We start from the raw sequence: 15,123 nt of genomic DNA, 5'->3' as shown, positions 1-15,123 counted from the left end.
ACCGTCCGGGCCTGCTGCCCGTGCGCCGCCCGTTCCCCGACGGCGTGCTGATCGCCGATCACCCCCGCAACCCCACCTCCCTGCGCCACTTGACGAACTGCTTGTCCGGATCGCCGGTGTACGCCCAAGGCGCCCGCGTGGCCCGGCGCTGCAGTATCCGGAACAAGGCCGCGGCGATGTCGTGGGCGCCCGCGTGACAGGCCGCGTGGGTCAGGTGGTTGAGGTCGCGGAGCTCGCCGGGGGACACGGTGCTGTCGGCGCGGCCCATGATCCAGCGCTCCCAGGTCCGGCGTACGTCACTGGCGGCGCCGTCGTTGCTCCAGTGCTGGCCGAGACCGACCGAGGCATGCTGTCCCCGGGCCGCGTCCAGGGCGTAGCGGAACTCCTCGACCCGGGCGTACTGCACGAGCACCGGCAACGGGCAGCCGGGCGGTGCCACGCCGGCCGCGTCCCGGGCGAAGTCGTACATCAGGCCGTGGGTGCCGTGCCAGCGGGAGGAGTAGTAGTGCAGCACCTGGAGGTGCCCCTCCACGCTGAACGGGTCGCGCTGGTGCAACTCGTCCCACCAGCGCGCCAGTTCCTGCCGCCGTACGCCTGACGGATACAGCCGCGCCACGGAGATCAGCGAGATCCACGGCGTCGGATCGTCCGGGTAGGAGTCGGCGGCCTTCAGGCACGACAGCACCGCGGTGTCGATGCGCTGCCGGTCGATCGGCACGCCCCGGCCCGCGGTGATCGCCAGGTTGAACGCCCGGGCCGTCTCCGTCGCCGCCCGCAGCACCAGCGCGTCGGCGCTGTGCGGCTCGGCGGCCAGCCACGACTCCGCCGTCGAACTGCTCGCGCACGCCTGCGCGAGCAGCCGGGTCCGATGCCCGCGGACCAGCCAGTCGGGGCCGGTTACGCGCAGCAGCTCCCGCAGCCCCTGCCAGCGGCCGATGACGATGTCCTGGCGGGCACAGGTGAGGGCGGCGTCACCGCAGTCGGGGTCGAAGTCGGGAACGAAGCGGTCTTTCGCCATCGAGGGCTCTCTCAGAAATCGGTGGGAAGACCCTCGTGGACAAGGGAGTCGGTGCCGGACCTGGTGCCGTCACCGCCGGCGGGAACGTAGTCCGCCTCGACGGTCTCGGCGGCGTCCAGTTTCGCCGGCCGGTAGTAGTCGCTGCCCTGCCGCCAGTACCAGAGCATCGGGATCAGCCCGGCAGCCAGACCGCCGATGCCGATCGTGATCGCGGACGTGCTCAGCTCGCCCAGCGACTCGACGAAGATCCAGAACATGAACAGGGCACCGAACAACGGCCACACACCGCCGAGTACGAAGTTGCCCACCGACTTCAGCAGCATCCTGCGGTAGGCGACGACCACCGCGAGCCCTGTCAGTCCGTAGTAGACGGCGATCTGCAGCCCGATCGCCGAGATGGCGTCCGAGAGGATCTCGCCCACCGTGCCAAGGGAGTTGGCGGCGACGAACATCCCCAGCGCCACCACGCCGACCACCGCGATCGCCACCCACGGCGTGTTCCAGCGGCGGTGCACACGGCCCAGCGCGGACGGCAACGTACGGTCCCGGCCCATCGCGAACAGCGAGCGCGTGACCTGGATGAGCGTGGTCTCCAGGGTGGCGATGGTGGACAGCATCACCGCAACGATCAGCAGCTTGCCGCCCCAGCCCGGCCACACCTCCTCACCGAGCACGGCCAGTACGTTGGCGTCGTTGTCCTGGATCTGCTTCGAGGAGAGGATGACGTTCACCGCGATCGTGAACACCTCGAACAGCAGGAACACGATGCCGACTCCGATGAGCCCCGCCAGGCCCGTCGTACGGCGGCTGTTGCGGGTCTCCTCGCTGAGGTTGCTGGTGACGTCCCAGCCCCAGTAGTAGAACGCGGCGATCAGCGCCCCCGACGCGAATCCCGTGACCCCGTCGAAGTGGCCGAAGCCGAGCCAGGACCAGTCGAACGCCCGGGCGTTGTCCGCGTGGAGCAGGGCGAGTACCGCGAACAGGGCCAGTATCACCAGCTCGACGCCGGACATCACCAGCTGCGCGCGGACGGTCAGCCGCGCGCCGCCCAGCACCACGAGCAGCATGATCAGGAACCAGCCGGCGCCGACCACTGTGGACAGCGCGGTGTTGTCGGCGAGGTCCTCGTCGAAGACGGCGAGCGTCATCGATCCGGCGGGCAGCGAACCGGCCACCATGAAGATGGTCGCTGAGATCACCAGCGCCCAGCCGCTGATGAAGCCCAGGAAGGGATGCAGGGTACGGCCGACCCAGGAGTAACTGGCGCCCGCGTTCACGTCGATCCGGCTGAGATAGCTGTAGGCCAGGGCGATGCCCAGCATGGGTATCGCGCAATACAGCAGCGCGGCCGGGCTTGCCAGGCCCACCGCGCCGACGAGGACCGCCGTGGTCGCGGCGATCGAGTACGCGGGGGCACTGCCCGCGATCGCCATCACCACCGTGTCGAACGTACCGAGGGCATTGGCCTGCAGCCCTCTTCCCCTGTTGTTGCTCATGGATGCGCTGCTTTCCGTCGTGCACGACGTGGGGGCGAGCCGGCCCCGACGGCGTAAGGGGGGTGGGGGGTGGAACAACGCCACGAACCGGAGAGGGATGACCTCGGGTCAGGGGCGGCCGAACGGGGGTGGCGGACACTGTACGCCGTTGCGTCGTCGTGCAGTCACGCCGTGTGTGCGAGTGATGATAGCCACACTCCTTGATGCTTCAAGGGCCATGAGATCTTCCGGGGTTGGAGAGCGCACAACGGGAAACGCGGTTCAGGACATGCACCGGCACAACCCGCCGCCGCGCGCGAGTGAGGAGGCAGCCATGGGCACCGAACACACGCCCGCAGAATCGATGGCCGACGACGCGTACCAGCCCACCGGAGGCAACGAGGAACAGCAGGACGCGGCTCCGCCGGACCTCCAGGACGCCTTGGGCGAGCGGACCTACGACGACACCCTCGACGAGGGCTACTCCCCGCCCGAGAAGCCGCTGGGCGTCACCAAGTTCGGCACCACGGCCGCCGAACAGCACGCCGGTGAGACCCTCGACGAGCGGCTCACCCAGGAGGTCCCCGACGTGACCGAGCCCGTCGGCGACGGCGTCGGTGACCTGCCGGGCGGCGACGGCGAACCCGTCGACCCGGAGGCGGGCACCGAGCGTGCGGGCCGCCTGGTCGCACCGGACGAGGGTGCCCACGCCGACACCACCAAGGAGCAGGTCGCCTTCGACCAGGGCATCGACGGCGGAGCGGCAGGCGCGGAGGAAGCCGCGATGCATGTGGTCGAGGACGACGCCGACCTTCCCGAGGGCGGCGTGGACACCTGAGCAGGTCCGGGAGGCTCAGTCCCCGATGTGGTCGATCTGCCGCAGCCTGTTCGTGGCGTCGAGGGCGGCGACCTTGTACGACTCCGCCAGCGTCGGGTAGTTGAAGACCGCGTCGACCAGATAGTCGACGGTTCCGCCGCACCCCATCACGGACTGCCCGATATGGATGACCTCCGTCGCCCCCGTACCGAAGCAGTGCACACCGAGCAGCGTGCGGTCCTCGGGGGAGACCAGCAGCTTCAGCATGCCGTGCGAGTCGCCGATGATCTGCCCGCGGGCCAGTTCGCGATAGCGCGAGATGCCGACCTCGAACGGCACCCGGTCCTCGGTGAGCTGGTCCTCGGTCCTCCCCACGAAGCTGATCTCCGGGATGGTGTATATACCGATCGGCTGGAGGTTGTGCATCCGCCCGACGGGTTCCCCGCAGGCGTGGTACGCGGCCGCCCGCCCCTGCTCCATCGACGTCGCGGCCAGCGCGGGGAAGCCGATGACGTCGCCGACGGCGTAGATGTGCGCCACCTCGGTGCGGTAGTGCTCGTCGACCGTGATCCGGCCGCGCGGGTCCGCGGTCAGCCCGGCCTTGTCCAGGTCGAGTTCGTCGGTGAGGCCCTGCCGGCCCGCCGAGTACATCACCGCGTCGGCGGGGATCTTCTTGCCGCTCTCCAGGATGGTCAGCGTGCCACGGGAATGCCGCTCGACGGCGGCGACCGTCTCACCGAAGCGGAACGTCACCGCGAGGTCCCGCAAGTGGTACTTGAGCGACTCGATCACCTCGACGTCGCACATGTCGAGCATCCCGGCACGCTTCTCCACCACGGTGATCTTGCTGCCCAGTGCGGCGAACATCGAGGCGTACTCCATGCCGATCACTCCGGCACCCACGATCACCATGGAGCGCGGCACCCGCTCCAGCGCCAGGACGTTGTCCGAGTCCAGGATCGTCCGCCCGTCGAACTCCACACTGGCGGGCCGCGCGGGCCGGGTGCCGGTGGCGATGACGATGTGCTCGGCGGTCAGCAGCCGTTCCTGGCCGGTGACCTCGCGCAGGGCGACGGTGTGGGGATCGACGAAGCGCCCCGTTCCGGCGTACAGGGCGACGTGGTTGCGGGACAGCTGGCTGCGGATGACGTCCACCTCGCGGCCGACCACGTGCTGGGTGCGGGCCGTCAGGTCGGAGACGGTGATGTCCTCCTTCAGCCGGTAGCTCTGGCCGTACAGATCGCGCTGGGTGAGGCCGGTCAGATACAGCACCGCCTCGCGCAGGGTCTTGGAGGGGATGGTCCCGGTGTGGATGGAGACGCCGCCGACCATGTCGGGGCGGTCGACGACGGCGACCCGGCGGCCGAGCTTGGCCGCGGCTATCGCGGCCTTCTGGCCACCCGGGCCGGATCCGATGACGAGCATGTCGAAGTCGGGCACCTTCAGGAGTCTGGCAGCCGCGAGACCCCTTCGAAAGGGTGAGCCGGAAACCTTTGACGACGTGAAGTGCCGGGGGACGACGACATGAAGTGCCGTGGGAGACAGGGAAGTTGCGCCGACACCCTGCCGATGCCGCAAGGCCCCCGCCCACCGCCGGGAGAGCATGCCGGACCCGAAGCGGAAATGCTCGCCATAGGTCGATAATGCAGACATGGGGCATCGACTCGCCGACGCGAGCGCACCGGCCAGGCTGGCCGCCCCCGAGGAGGGCATCGGCCGGGACGAACTGGCGCTCGCGGCCAGAAACCACGGCCTGCCGCTCGAAGCCCTGCGCCACGACATCACCCCGCCCGGGCTGCACTACGTACTGACCCACTACGACATCCCGTACGTCCCCGACGACACCTCCTGGAACCTGACCCTCGGCGGCCGGGTCCGCCGCCCCCTGCGACTGAACCAGGCCGACCTTCGTACGTTCCCGCAGGTCACCACACGGGTCACGCTGGAATGCGCCGGCAACGGCCGGGCCCTGCTGACACCCCGGCCGGTGAGCCAGCCCTGGCTCGTCGAGGCGGTCGGCACCGCCGAGTGGACCGGCGTGCCACTGCGGCTGCTGCTCGCCGAGGCAGGAATCGAGCCCGGCGCGGTCGAGGTCGTCTTCACCGGCGCCGACCACGGTGTCGAGCGCGGCGTCGAGCAGGACTACCAGCGCGCGCTGCCCCTTGACGTGGCCATGGGCGACGATCCCGAGGTGCTGGTGGCGCACGCGATGAACGGCGCCCCCTTGCCCCCGCAGCACGGCCGCCCGCTCCGGCTGGTCGTGCCCGGCTGGTACGGCATGGCGCATGTGAAGTGGTTGCACGAGGTCACCGTCGTCGACGAGCCGTTCACGGGATTCCAGCAGGCCGTGGCCTACCGGCTCCGCCGGCACCCCGAGGACCAGGGCGAGCCGGTCACCCGTATCGCCCCCCGCGCCCTGCTCGTCCCGCCGGGCTTCCCCGACTTCATGTCGAGGGCACGCGTGGTCCGGCCCGGGACGGTGACCCTGGAGGGGCGGGCCTGGTCCGGGCGCGCCCCGGTGACGCGCGTAGAGGTCAGCACGGACGCGGGGCGGACCTGGCAGGAGGCCGGGCTGGACCCGGGTGACGGGCATCGGTGGGCGTGGCGCCGGTGGCGGCACAGCTGGGCGGCGCTCCCCGGCGAGCACGTGCTGAGTGCCCGGGCCACCGACGCCGACGGTCACACCCAGCCATTGGACCAGCCCTGGAATCGCGGAGGCTTCGCCAACAACGTCGTGCAGCGGGTGCCGGTGCTGTGCCTGGACGACGGCGAGGCCGGTCAGTGAGGCTGCGGGCATGGGCCGGCCGCACGCGGCCGCCCCGGGTGCCGTCGCACACCCGGAGGCGGCCCGTGCGAACCTGACCGGTCAGGCTAGGGCAGCAGCTTGTCGAGGGCGGAGGGCCCCTCGGCAGCCAGCTTGCGCTTGGCCCATTCCAGATTGCGCGGGGTGAGGTCCTTGCCTGAGGCAAGGACTATGTCCTCGGGCGACACATCGGTGCCGGTGCGGGCGTGGAGCAGGTCGTCCGGGGTGACGCGCTCCCCGGACGGCCCGGACGCTTCGGGCTGGGACGTCGGCATCATCTCTGCTCCTCGGATCCGGGTGACTTCTTCGGGCCCGGTGCGGTCATCGGGTCTGTTAACACCATTCAACGCCCGAGCAAACCCTGCATCCGGAGCCGCCGGGGGAGCCCCCCGCGCCCGGGCCCCCGTCAGCCCTCGAACGGCGTGAGTGTCAGCCTGATCCCCGTCGGTGCCGTGTCCTGGATGTACGAGGCGAAGTCCGCGACGTCGTCGAAGGCGAAGCCGTACGCCTTGCCGTCCTCGTGGGCCGCGTGCATCGCCTTGGCGTAGTGGTTGGTCACGTCGGCCCGGTAGAAGGTGGCGGCGTCGGTCGTCGGCTGGGCGGGGTGGCCGATCAGCGTCGAGCGGTTGAAGCCGGCACCGAGGACGGCGGCGACGGGACCGGTCGTGCCGTCGTTGGGGGCGGCGAGATTGCCGTCGCAGAACAGCACGTCCCGCGTCGACGGCTTGGCGAAGGACACCTGAGCGGGCCCGTCGAAGGTGAACCGCTCACCGCGAACCCGCCCCGTGAACGCACCCGCGTTGGTGGTGACGGTGAGGTCCCGCCCGGTGTACGTGCTCCAGACCTCGTCGATGGACGGGGCGAAGTAGTCCTTGGCGAACAGGCCGGCGTCCAGACCGTGGCCCGGGGCGACGATGCGCGTGTCGTCCACGACGAGCCGCGCGAACTCCTCGACCTGGCGCACGGCGGCGAACGCGGCCGCGCGTCCACCGGCGCTCAGCTTGCCCGTCGTCTGGTCCTTGGCCCCGGTCAGCCGGAGGCTCAGCGGCACGCTGAACATGTCGACCATCGTGGTGTTGCAGAACATCCCGGCGGCGTTGAAGGTGAACTCGGCGCAGTCGTGCAGCACCGGGTAGTTCGGGTCCGACGTCACCCAGCCCGCGGGATACTGCAGCGCGGCATTGCCGTTGCCGTCCGCGACGGCCTTGAACTTGAGCTTCGCGCCGAGCGACACATAGATCCGGCCGGACATGTGGGGGAGGGACAGCCGGGTCTCGCCGCCGCCGGACAGGCTGATGGCGTAGTCGGTGAAGCCGTCGGGGCCGTTGTCCGCCAGGGCGATCGGCGCGAGGGTACCGTCGGGCGTGACGCGCACCTGCCTGCCGTCCTGGTTGCCGACGATGTAGACGTGGACGTTCGCGTTGTCGAAGGAGCCGCTGTCGTTGACGATCGTCAGCGGCATCGAGTCCGCCGCGGCCGACGCGGCACCGCCCGAGGGCGTATCCGCGAGGGCGTACGGAGCCACGGCGGCGATGGCGGGGACGGCCACCGCCGTGCCGCCGAGGGCGAAGAGAAGCCTGCGTCGACCGAGAGTGCGCTGGTGACGGGGTGTCATGTGGGGGGTCTCCCGGAGTACTTGTGCGGGTACTTGGGCCGCGGTGGCGAGGGGGCACGTAGCTGTGAGAGCGCTCTCGGAACGCGCCTCGACGCCACCGATGGGCCCCGATGCTACGCACGCTCGCCGCGACGGCCAACGGGTCTGCATCGTGAGCAAACGCCCCTGAACTGCGGGAACTTGAAAAGCCACGGAATGACCACGACCGCTTAACTCTCTCCTAAGTCCCGCTTAAGCTCCGCGGGCATCCGAAGGAGCCGTGAGAGCGCTCTTGACGATCCCGCACACCCACTCGAAAAACCCATGGACGGACCAGGCGAAGATCACGTACGGTGTGGTTCCACGCCTTGAGACGGACGGAAGGAGGCGAGTGCCGTGCGGTCCACACCTTTCCAGCGCTCCCTTTCCGTTGCCCCGGCGTGTTTCGTCTGATCTGACCGGGAGCGCTCCAAGCAGCCTGTATCCCGGAGGAATCCGTGACCGATCTGGTCATCCGCGCGCTCTCGACGAGCGACGCGCATCTGTTCGACGCACACCCCGACCCGCTGGGCGCCCGTGAGGGCCACCTGCGGACCCGTTTTCGCCCCGAGTGGAAGCGAGTTGCCCTGCGCGACGGCACGGTCGTCGCTCGCGGCGCCTGGTGGGGCGGCCCCGACGACTCGGAGCCCATCAACATCAACTGGTTCGATGTCGCCGAGGGCGAGGAGGAGGCCGGCGCCGAACTGCTGCGCTCCGCTCCCTGGCACGTCGAACTCGAGATCAACCTGCCCGGCGGCTGGCGGGAGAAGCCCGACCTGAAGGCCGCAGCCGAGGCCCGCTTCGGTGCCGCGCGTGCGGCCGGCTACGAACTCCTGGTGGAACGCTTCCTGTACCGCTGGACCCCGGACCTCGGGCTGCCCGAACGGCCCGGACGGCTCCGCTTCAGCGCCGAGTCCGATGACGCCGTCTTCTTCGACGCACTGCGGCGCATCCACTCCGTCACCCTCGACGCCCACGCGCTGCGGGACATCGAGGAGGGCGGCCTTGACCGAGCCGCACAGGAAGAGCTGGACTTCTTCCACTGGTGCCCGTCCCCACGGGAGTGGTGGCAGGTCGCGCACACCCCGGAGGGCGACCTGGCCGGCATCCACATCCCGGCACACAACCCCTCCGGCCCGACGATCGGCTTCATCGGGGTCGTCCCGGAACAGCGCGGCCACGGCTACGCCTACGACCTCCTCGCGGAGTGCACCCACTTCCTGGTCGAGCAGGGCGCGGAGTTCGTCACCGGAGCAACGGACCTGGGCAACTTCCCCATGGCCCGGAACTTCGCCAAGGCCGGATTCCCCGTGGTCAAGGAGCGCATCAACTTCCACGTGGCGGGTGGCCGTAGTGAGCAGTAGCCCCGAGTCGTAGGGGATACCGGGCGGCTGTTGTCGGCCCGGCCGCTTCCAAGTGGCCAAGCATTGCCCCCGGTCCAAGCCCCTGGTCCCTGACAGATGTCAGGGACCAGGGGCTCTCGGGGCGCTCGCCCCCGTACCCGTACTGGGTGATGGTCTCGCCGCGAGCAGGAACCCGGTCCGCCGGATGCTCGGCAGAAGGCTCAGGGCAGGGCGCCCGCCGGTGTGCGCACCGCGTCGCGCAGGCGGGCGGCGTCCTGGCTGGGCGGGGCGCCGAACTGGCGGCGGTACTCGCGACTGAACTGGGACGGGTTGTCGTAGCCGACGCGGTGACCCACTCCGGTGACGTCGCCCGGGTGGGTGGCGAGCAGCAGCCGGGCCTCCTGGAGCCGGATCTGCTTCTGGAACTGGATGGGACTCATCGCCGTCACCGCCTGGAAGTTGCGGTAGAAGGCGGAGACGCTCATGCCGGACATCCGCGCCACGTCCTCGACCCGGAAGGGCTGCGCGTAGTGCTCGCGGATCCAGCGCACGGCCCGCGAGACATGGCTGAGACTGCTGTCGGCGAGGCCGAGCTGGCGAACCGTCGCGCCCTGCTCACCGGTGATGACGCGCCACAGGATCTCCCGTTTGACCAGCGGGGCGAGTACCGCCCGGTCGCGGGGTTCGTCGAGCAGTCGCAGGAGCCTGATCACCGCATCCAGCAGGGCGGGCGAGGCGTCGCTGACGGCGATCCCCGACGGCGCACCTCCGGTCGTGCGCGAATTGTCGGCGGGCCCGGCCCGCAGCAGCAACTCGGCGACGGCGGACGGTTCCAGGACGAGCCCGAACCCCAGCGCCGGCTGCTCGGGGCCGGCCTGGGTGAACTGTCCCGTGACAGGTAGGTCGACGGATGCGACCAGGTACTGCCCGGGACCGTACTCGAAGACCCGGTCGCCCAGCGCGAGGCGTTTGGCGCCCTGGGCGATGACCGCCAGCACCGTGCCCGACATGGAGGGCGCCGGCGGATCCGGCCGGTCGACCTTGGAGATCAGGACGCCGTCGACGGCGGTCGTCCAGTCGGGCCGGACGTGCCGGTCCAGCAGGGTGCGGAGTTCTTCCAGCTGCATGCCTCCATTGCAGCACTCTCACGTGCCACAGCTCCCGAGGACGCGAGGATCGTGCAAGCGCGAGCGAGCATCGTTCTAACGTTTCCGCAGGTCAGACCGGTTGAATGGAGTCATCGAGCTCCATACGACCGCACCCGGGAGGACCACCATGAAGGTCGCCATCGTCACCGGCGCCAGCTCCGGCATCGGACAGAGCGCCGCGATCGAGATCGCCAAGCGCGGAGTCGGAGGCATCCTGACCTACGGCAAGAACGCGCAAGGTGCGCAGGAGACCGTCGCCCTCATCGAGAAGGAAGGCGGAACGGCCGTCGCGCTGCCGCTGGACGTCGGCGAGACCGGCACCTTCGACGCGTTCCGCGACACCGTGGCCGGAGTGCTGCGGGACACCTGGCAGCGCGACTCCTTCGACCACCTGGTGAACAACGCCGGCTTCGCGCAGACCTCGCTGATCGAGGACACGACCGAGGAGACGTTCGACAGGCTGATGCGGGTCCTGCTCAAGGGTCCGTACTTCCTCACGCAGAAGCTGCTGCCGCTGATCACGGACGGCGGCGCCATCGTCAACACGAGCAGCAACTCGGCGTCCACGACCACCGGCCTGGAGCCCGGCTACTCGGTGTACGCGAGCATGAAGGGCGGCCTGGACGTGCTGACCCGTTACATGGCCAAGGAGTTCAGCGGCCGTGGCATCCGGGTCAACTCGGTCTCGCCCGGGGCGACCCGCACCCGCCTCGGCGACGACGCCTTCACCCGGTTCCCCGAGGTCGTCCCGGCCCTCGCCGCGAAGACCGCGTTCGGCCGCGTCGGCGAACCCGACGACATCGGCGCGATGATCGCCACGCTCGTCTCCGACGAGAGCCGCTGGGTCACCGCCCAGAACCTTGAGGTGTCGGGCGGCTACAACCTCTAGGTCGGGTCGCCCGCCTCCAGTGCCGGCCCACTCGCCTCCAATGCCGGTCCACCCGACTCCAGGGCCGGGTTCACCCGCCGCCACCCGTCAGACGTCGGCGTTCAACAACGCCTCGGCCGTCGCCAGGATCTCGGTGACCCGTAGGCCGAACGCCGCGTCACATGGGTGCGGGCGGCCGGTTCGGGAGGCCGCCAGCAGGGCGTCCGCGGCCCGGAGCAGGGCGGACACCGCGCTCTCGGTGCTCTCCGGCAGCAGTGTCACTCCGGCTGTGCCCCGCAGCTCCACGGTGGCTCCCGCCGCGGCGGCCGGTGCCGTGAGGCTCAGGGCCAGGGTGCTGGACGCGCCGCCTGCGTGGTCGAGGACCAGGTGGACGGTGTCGCCGGGCCCGTGTGCGGCCGCCGTCACCTGCCTCGCGTCGCCCAGGACCGGCAGCAGCACGGACAGGGCGTGCGGGCCCACGTCCCACAGCGCGCCCTTGTCCTGCCGCCAGGGCGAGGCCGCGAACGGGTTGCCGTCACCGTTGAACACCGCGCCGAGCCACTCCGCCCGACCCGTGAACCAGCCTTCCACAGCCGCCTGTTCGGTGATCCACGCCTCGGTCTCCGGCTGGAAACGGGTGGTGAAGAAGACGACGGAGGCCACGCCGGCCTCCTCGACCGCCTCGACGACCGCCCGTGCCTGCTCCACCGTCGGCGCGAGCGGCTTGTCCAGCAGCAGATGGCAGCACGCCCGCGCGGCCCGCGCCGCCAAGTCGGCCTGAATGGCCGGCGGCAGGGCGACGGCCACGGCATCCACGTCGGCGAGCAGCGCGTCGACCTCGTCGTAGGCGCGGACGCCGTAGCTGTCGGCCAGCTCCTTGGTGGGAGCCGTACGGCGGCCCCACACCCCCACGAAGTCCAGTTCGGCGTGCCGGTCCAGGGCGGGAGCATGGGCCATCTGGGCCCACGGGCCGGTGCCGAGCAGTCCGATGCGCATGCCGCCGCCTCTCACAATGCCGTCGATAGATCGAGGTGAGCGTGTCACATCAACCCGGAGGCGGCGCAAGCACTTACGTGGGCGATACCGGCGGCGAGGATTCAGCGGTGGCAGCACTGAATGCATTCGCTTTCTTCTATTGGACCTTGAGCGACCCGAAAGCCACCCTGGAGTCGGTCCGGTACCGCGTGCGATCCATCGTGCGCTCGCCGGGCGACATCGTTTCCGCGCGACAGCCGAAAGAGGTCACGAGCCCATGCACACCCGCCGCATCGGGGATGCCGAGGTCAGCGCGATAGGCCTGGGCGCCATGCCCATGTCCATCGAGGGGCGCCCGGACGAGGCACGATCCCTCGCCACGATCCACGCCGCGCTCGACGCGGGCGTGACCCTGATCGACACCGCGGACGCCTACCACCGGGACGCCCACGAGGTCGGTCACAACGAGACCCTGATCGCCAAGGCTCTCGCCTCTCACGACCGGGGCACGGACGTCCTGGTCGCCACCAAGGGCGGCCATCTGCGCCCCGGCGACGGCAGCTGGACGCTGGACGGCAGCCCGCGGTACCTCAAGGAGGCCTGTGAGGCATCGCTGCGCCGGCTCGGCGTGGAAGCCATCGGGCTCTACCAGTTCCACCGCCCCGACCCTAGGGTGCCGTACGCCGAGTCGGTCGGTGCCGTACGCGACCTGCTCGACGAGGGCAAGATCCGCTTTGCCGGGGTATCCAACGCGAACCCCGAGCAGATCAAGCAGGCGAACGACATCCTCGGCGGTCGGCTGGTCTCCGTGCAGAACCAGTTCTCCCCGGCGTTCCGTTCCAGCGAGCCGGAGCTGCGCCTGTGCGACGAACTGGGTGTCGCGTTCCTGCCGTGGAGCCCGCTCGGTGGCATCTCCCGCGCCCGTGAACTGGGCTCCGCCTACGCCCCGTTCGCGCGGGTGGCCGAGGCCCACGGGGTGAGCCCGCAGCGCGTCTGCCTGGCCTGGATGCTCGCCAAGTCGCCGGTCGTCGTCCCGATCCCCGGATCGAGCCGACCGGAAACGATCCTGGACTCGCTCGCCGCGACCGAACTCACGCTCACCGCACAGGAGATCGCGGAGCTGGACGCGGTCTGAACCATTCAGGGAATCCGTTCCCCGACGCGTGTGTACTCTCTCGGGACGGATGGGAAAGCGCTTGCTGTACTGCAGGTGTCTGAAAGTCATCCGGAACCCTGGGAAGGACAACGCCGATGGCGTCGTCGCACGAGAGACCGCTCGACCACCGCTACCGCGGCGAACACCCGGTACACACCCTCGCCTATCTGTTCCGCGCCGACCGCCACCGCCTCGCGGCGGCGGTCGGCGTCTTCACCGTCAAGCACAGCCCGGTCTGGCTGCTGCCGCTGATCACCGCGTCCATCATCGACACCGTCGTCCAGCACCAGCCGATCAGCAGGCTCTGGCTGAGCACCGGCGTGATCATGTTCATCCTGCTGGTCAACTACCCCCTGCACGTGCTGTACGTCCGTCTGTTGTACGGCAGCGTGCGCCGGATGGGCACCAGCCTGCGTTCCTCGCTGTGCACGCGCATGCAGCAGCTCTCCATCGGCTACCACTCGCGCGTCAGCGCCGGAGTGCTGCAGGCCAAGGTCGTGCGCGACGTGGAGACCGTCGAGCAGATGGTGCAGCAGACGGCTGAGACGGGGCTCGGCGCGGGCACCGTGCTGATCGGCGGCCTCGTCATCATCGCCGTACGGACACCGGAGTTCGTGCCCGTCTTCCTCGTCGTCGTGCCCGCCGCCGCACTGGTCGTCGCCCGCCTCAGGGCGCGGCTGCGCACCCATAACGAGCACTTCCGCCACGAGGTCGAAACCCTGTCGTCCCGGGTGACGGAGATGACCCGCCTCATCCCGGTCACCCGCGCCCACGGCCTGGAGGGCAAGGCGCTGCGCCGCATGGACGGCACCCTGCACCGGCTGCTGACCTCCGGCATGCGCCTCGACCTCGTCAACGGCCGCTTCGGCTCGCTCGCCTGGGTCGTGCTGAACGTGGTCGGCGTGCTCGTGCTCGCCGGCGCGGCGCTGATCTCGTACTACGACGTCTGGGGCGTCACCGCCGGCGACGTCGTCATGCTGAGCGCGTTCCTGACCACCCTCACCAATTCCACGACCACGCTGGCGGGACTGGCCCCGGTCATCACCAAGGGCCTGGAGTCCGTCCGCTCCGTCGGAGAGGTGCTCCAGGCGCCCGAACTGGAGGACAACGAGGGCAAGGCCGAACTCGCCTCACTGCACGGCGCCGTGACCTTCGACAAGGTCGGGTACGCGTACGAGGACAGTGGCCGGCCCGCCGTAGGGGACTTCAGCCTGACCGTCGCGCCGGGGGAGACCATCGCCCTCGTCGGCGCGTCCGGTGCGGGCAAGTCCACCGTGCTGAACCTCGTCATCGGCTTCATCCGCCCGACATCCGGCCAACTCCTGCTCGACGGCACGGACATGAACACCCTCGACCTGCGCACGTACCGCCGCTTCCTCTCGGTCGTGCCGCAGGAGTCGATCCTCTTCGACGGCACCATCCGCGAGAACGTCGCCTACGGCATGGACGACGCCGACGAGGAGTCGGTGCGTGCGGCGCTGCGCGACGCCAACGCGCTGGAGTTCGTCGACCGGATGCCGCAGGGCCTCGACACCGTGGTCGGCGAGCGCGGGGCACGGCTGTCCGGCGGACAGCGCCAGCGTTTGGCCATCGCGCGGGCCCTGATCCGGGATCCGAGGGTGCTGGTGCTCGACGAGGCGACCTCGGCCCTGGACACCCACTCGGAGGCGCTCGTGCAGCAGGCCCTCGCCCGTCTGCTGCACGGCCGCACCACCTTCGTGGTGGCACACCGGCTGTCCACGGTGCGCGGCGCCGACCGGATCGTGGTCATGGAGGACGGCCGGATCCAGGAGATCGGCACCCACGAGGAACTCCTGCGCCGGAACGGGGCGTATGCCGCCCTGCACAGCGGGCAGGTCGCCTGACGCACCCGCTCGGAGGGCCGGA

13 protein-coding genes are annotated in these 15,123 nt (G+C 70.1%); 6 read left to right on the top strand and 7 right to left on the bottom strand.

Annotation, left to right across the window (positions count from 1 at the left end; translation table 11 throughout):
- Nucleotides 1–58: 58 nt before the first annotated feature.
- Together ACZ7M7_RS17065 and ACZ7M7_RS17060 are read right to left on the bottom strand one after the other, a co-directional pair.
- Nucleotides 59–1,018 (bottom strand): hypothetical protein, encoded by a 960-nt coding sequence (locus ACZ7M7_RS17065; RefSeq protein WP_472117336.1) that lies wholly within the window; start codon nt 1,016–1,018, stop codon nt 59–61.
- Between the two features lie 11 nt (nt 1,019–1,029).
- Entirely contained in the window at nt 1,030–2,514 is a 1,485-nt protein-coding gene (locus ACZ7M7_RS17060) for an APC family permease (protein ID WP_383627418.1), read from the bottom strand.
- 313 nt (nt 2,515–2,827) lie between these two features.
- On the opposite strand from ACZ7M7_RS17060, the gene ACZ7M7_RS17055 reads away from it, so the two are divergent.
- The gene (locus ACZ7M7_RS17055; protein WP_472117333.1) at nt 2,828–3,331 is read left to right on the top strand and encodes a DUF5709 domain-containing protein; all 504 of its coding nucleotides are present in this window, start codon (nt 2,828–2,830) and stop codon (nt 3,329–3,331) included.
- A 15-nt stretch (nt 3,332–3,346) separates the two neighbouring features.
- On the opposite strand, the gene sthA is transcribed toward ACZ7M7_RS17055, so the two are convergent.
- Nucleotides 3,347–4,750 (bottom strand): Si-specific NAD(P)(+) transhydrogenase, encoded by a 1,404-nt coding sequence (gene sthA / locus ACZ7M7_RS17050; RefSeq protein WP_472117330.1) that lies wholly within the window; start codon nt 4,748–4,750, stop codon nt 3,347–3,349.
- A 211-nt stretch (nt 4,751–4,961) separates the two neighbouring features.
- Between sthA and ACZ7M7_RS17045 the strand changes: the two genes are divergently transcribed.
- Nucleotides 4,962–6,095 carry a sulfite oxidase gene (locus ACZ7M7_RS17045; RefSeq protein WP_472117326.1) on the top strand — a complete coding sequence of 378 codons (1,134 nt, stop codon included), beginning with the start codon at nt 4,962–4,964 and terminating at the stop codon, nt 6,093–6,095.
- An 86-nt stretch (nt 6,096–6,181) separates the two neighbouring features.
- Here the strand turns inward: ACZ7M7_RS17045 and ACZ7M7_RS17040 are convergent, their stop codons facing one another.
- Together ACZ7M7_RS17040 and ACZ7M7_RS17035 are read right to left on the bottom strand one after the other, a co-directional pair.
- Nucleotides 6,182–6,388, bottom strand: a complete 207-nt coding sequence (locus ACZ7M7_RS17040; RefSeq protein WP_328430330.1) for a hypothetical protein — start codon at nt 6,386–6,388, stop codon at nt 6,182–6,184.
- 131 nt (nt 6,389–6,519) lie between these two features.
- Complete coding sequence (locus ACZ7M7_RS17035) at nt 6,520–7,728, bottom strand: beta-1,3-glucanase family protein (RefSeq protein WP_472117323.1); 1,209 nt, start codon at nt 7,726–7,728, stop codon at nt 6,520–6,522.
- Between the two features lie 476 nt (nt 7,729–8,204).
- On the opposite strand from ACZ7M7_RS17035, the gene ACZ7M7_RS17030 reads away from it, so the two are divergent.
- Nucleotides 8,205–9,110, top strand: coding sequence for a GNAT family N-acetyltransferase (locus ACZ7M7_RS17030; protein ID WP_472117320.1), 906 nt, complete (start codon nt 8,205–8,207; stop codon nt 9,108–9,110).
- A 200-nt stretch (nt 9,111–9,310) separates the two neighbouring features.
- Here the strand turns inward: ACZ7M7_RS17030 and ACZ7M7_RS17025 are convergent, their stop codons facing one another.
- On the bottom strand, nt 9,311–10,216 hold the full coding sequence (locus tag ACZ7M7_RS17025; protein ID WP_472117317.1) for an AraC family transcriptional regulator: 906 nt from the start codon (nt 10,214–10,216) through the stop codon (nt 9,311–9,313).
- A 148-nt stretch (nt 10,217–10,364) separates the two neighbouring features.
- Between ACZ7M7_RS17025 and ACZ7M7_RS17020 the strand changes: the two genes are divergently transcribed.
- Nucleotides 10,365–11,126: an SDR family NAD(P)-dependent oxidoreductase gene (locus tag ACZ7M7_RS17020; RefSeq protein ID WP_472117314.1), complete on the top strand. Its 762-nt coding sequence runs from the start codon at nt 10,365–10,367 to the stop codon at nt 11,124–11,126.
- Between the two features lie 87 nt (nt 11,127–11,213).
- Here the strand turns inward: ACZ7M7_RS17020 and ACZ7M7_RS17015 are convergent, their stop codons facing one another.
- Nucleotides 11,214–12,101: a Gfo/Idh/MocA family protein gene (locus ACZ7M7_RS17015; protein ID WP_472117311.1), complete on the bottom strand. Its 888-nt coding sequence runs from the start codon at nt 12,099–12,101 to the stop codon at nt 11,214–11,216.
- Nucleotides 12,102–12,357: 256 nt separating this feature from the next.
- Here ACZ7M7_RS17015 and ACZ7M7_RS17010 point away from each other — a divergent pair, with 256 nt between their 5' ends.
- Both ACZ7M7_RS17010 and ACZ7M7_RS17005 read left to right on the top strand, forming a co-directional pair.
- Nucleotides 12,358–13,215, top strand: coding sequence for an aldo/keto reductase (locus tag ACZ7M7_RS17010; protein ID WP_383601825.1), 858 nt, complete (start codon nt 12,358–12,360; stop codon nt 13,213–13,215).
- Nucleotides 13,216–13,331: 116 nt separating this feature from the next.
- Nucleotides 13,332–15,101, top strand: coding sequence for an ABC transporter ATP-binding protein (locus ACZ7M7_RS17005; protein WP_472117308.1), 1,770 nt, complete (start codon nt 13,332–13,334; stop codon nt 15,099–15,101).
- The last annotated feature ends 22 nt before the right edge of the window (nt 15,102–15,123 follow it).

It is taken from the genome of Streptomyces sp. NPDC111606, from assembly GCF_055656945.1.
This window is presented reverse-complemented; position numbering and strand designations above follow the sequence as displayed.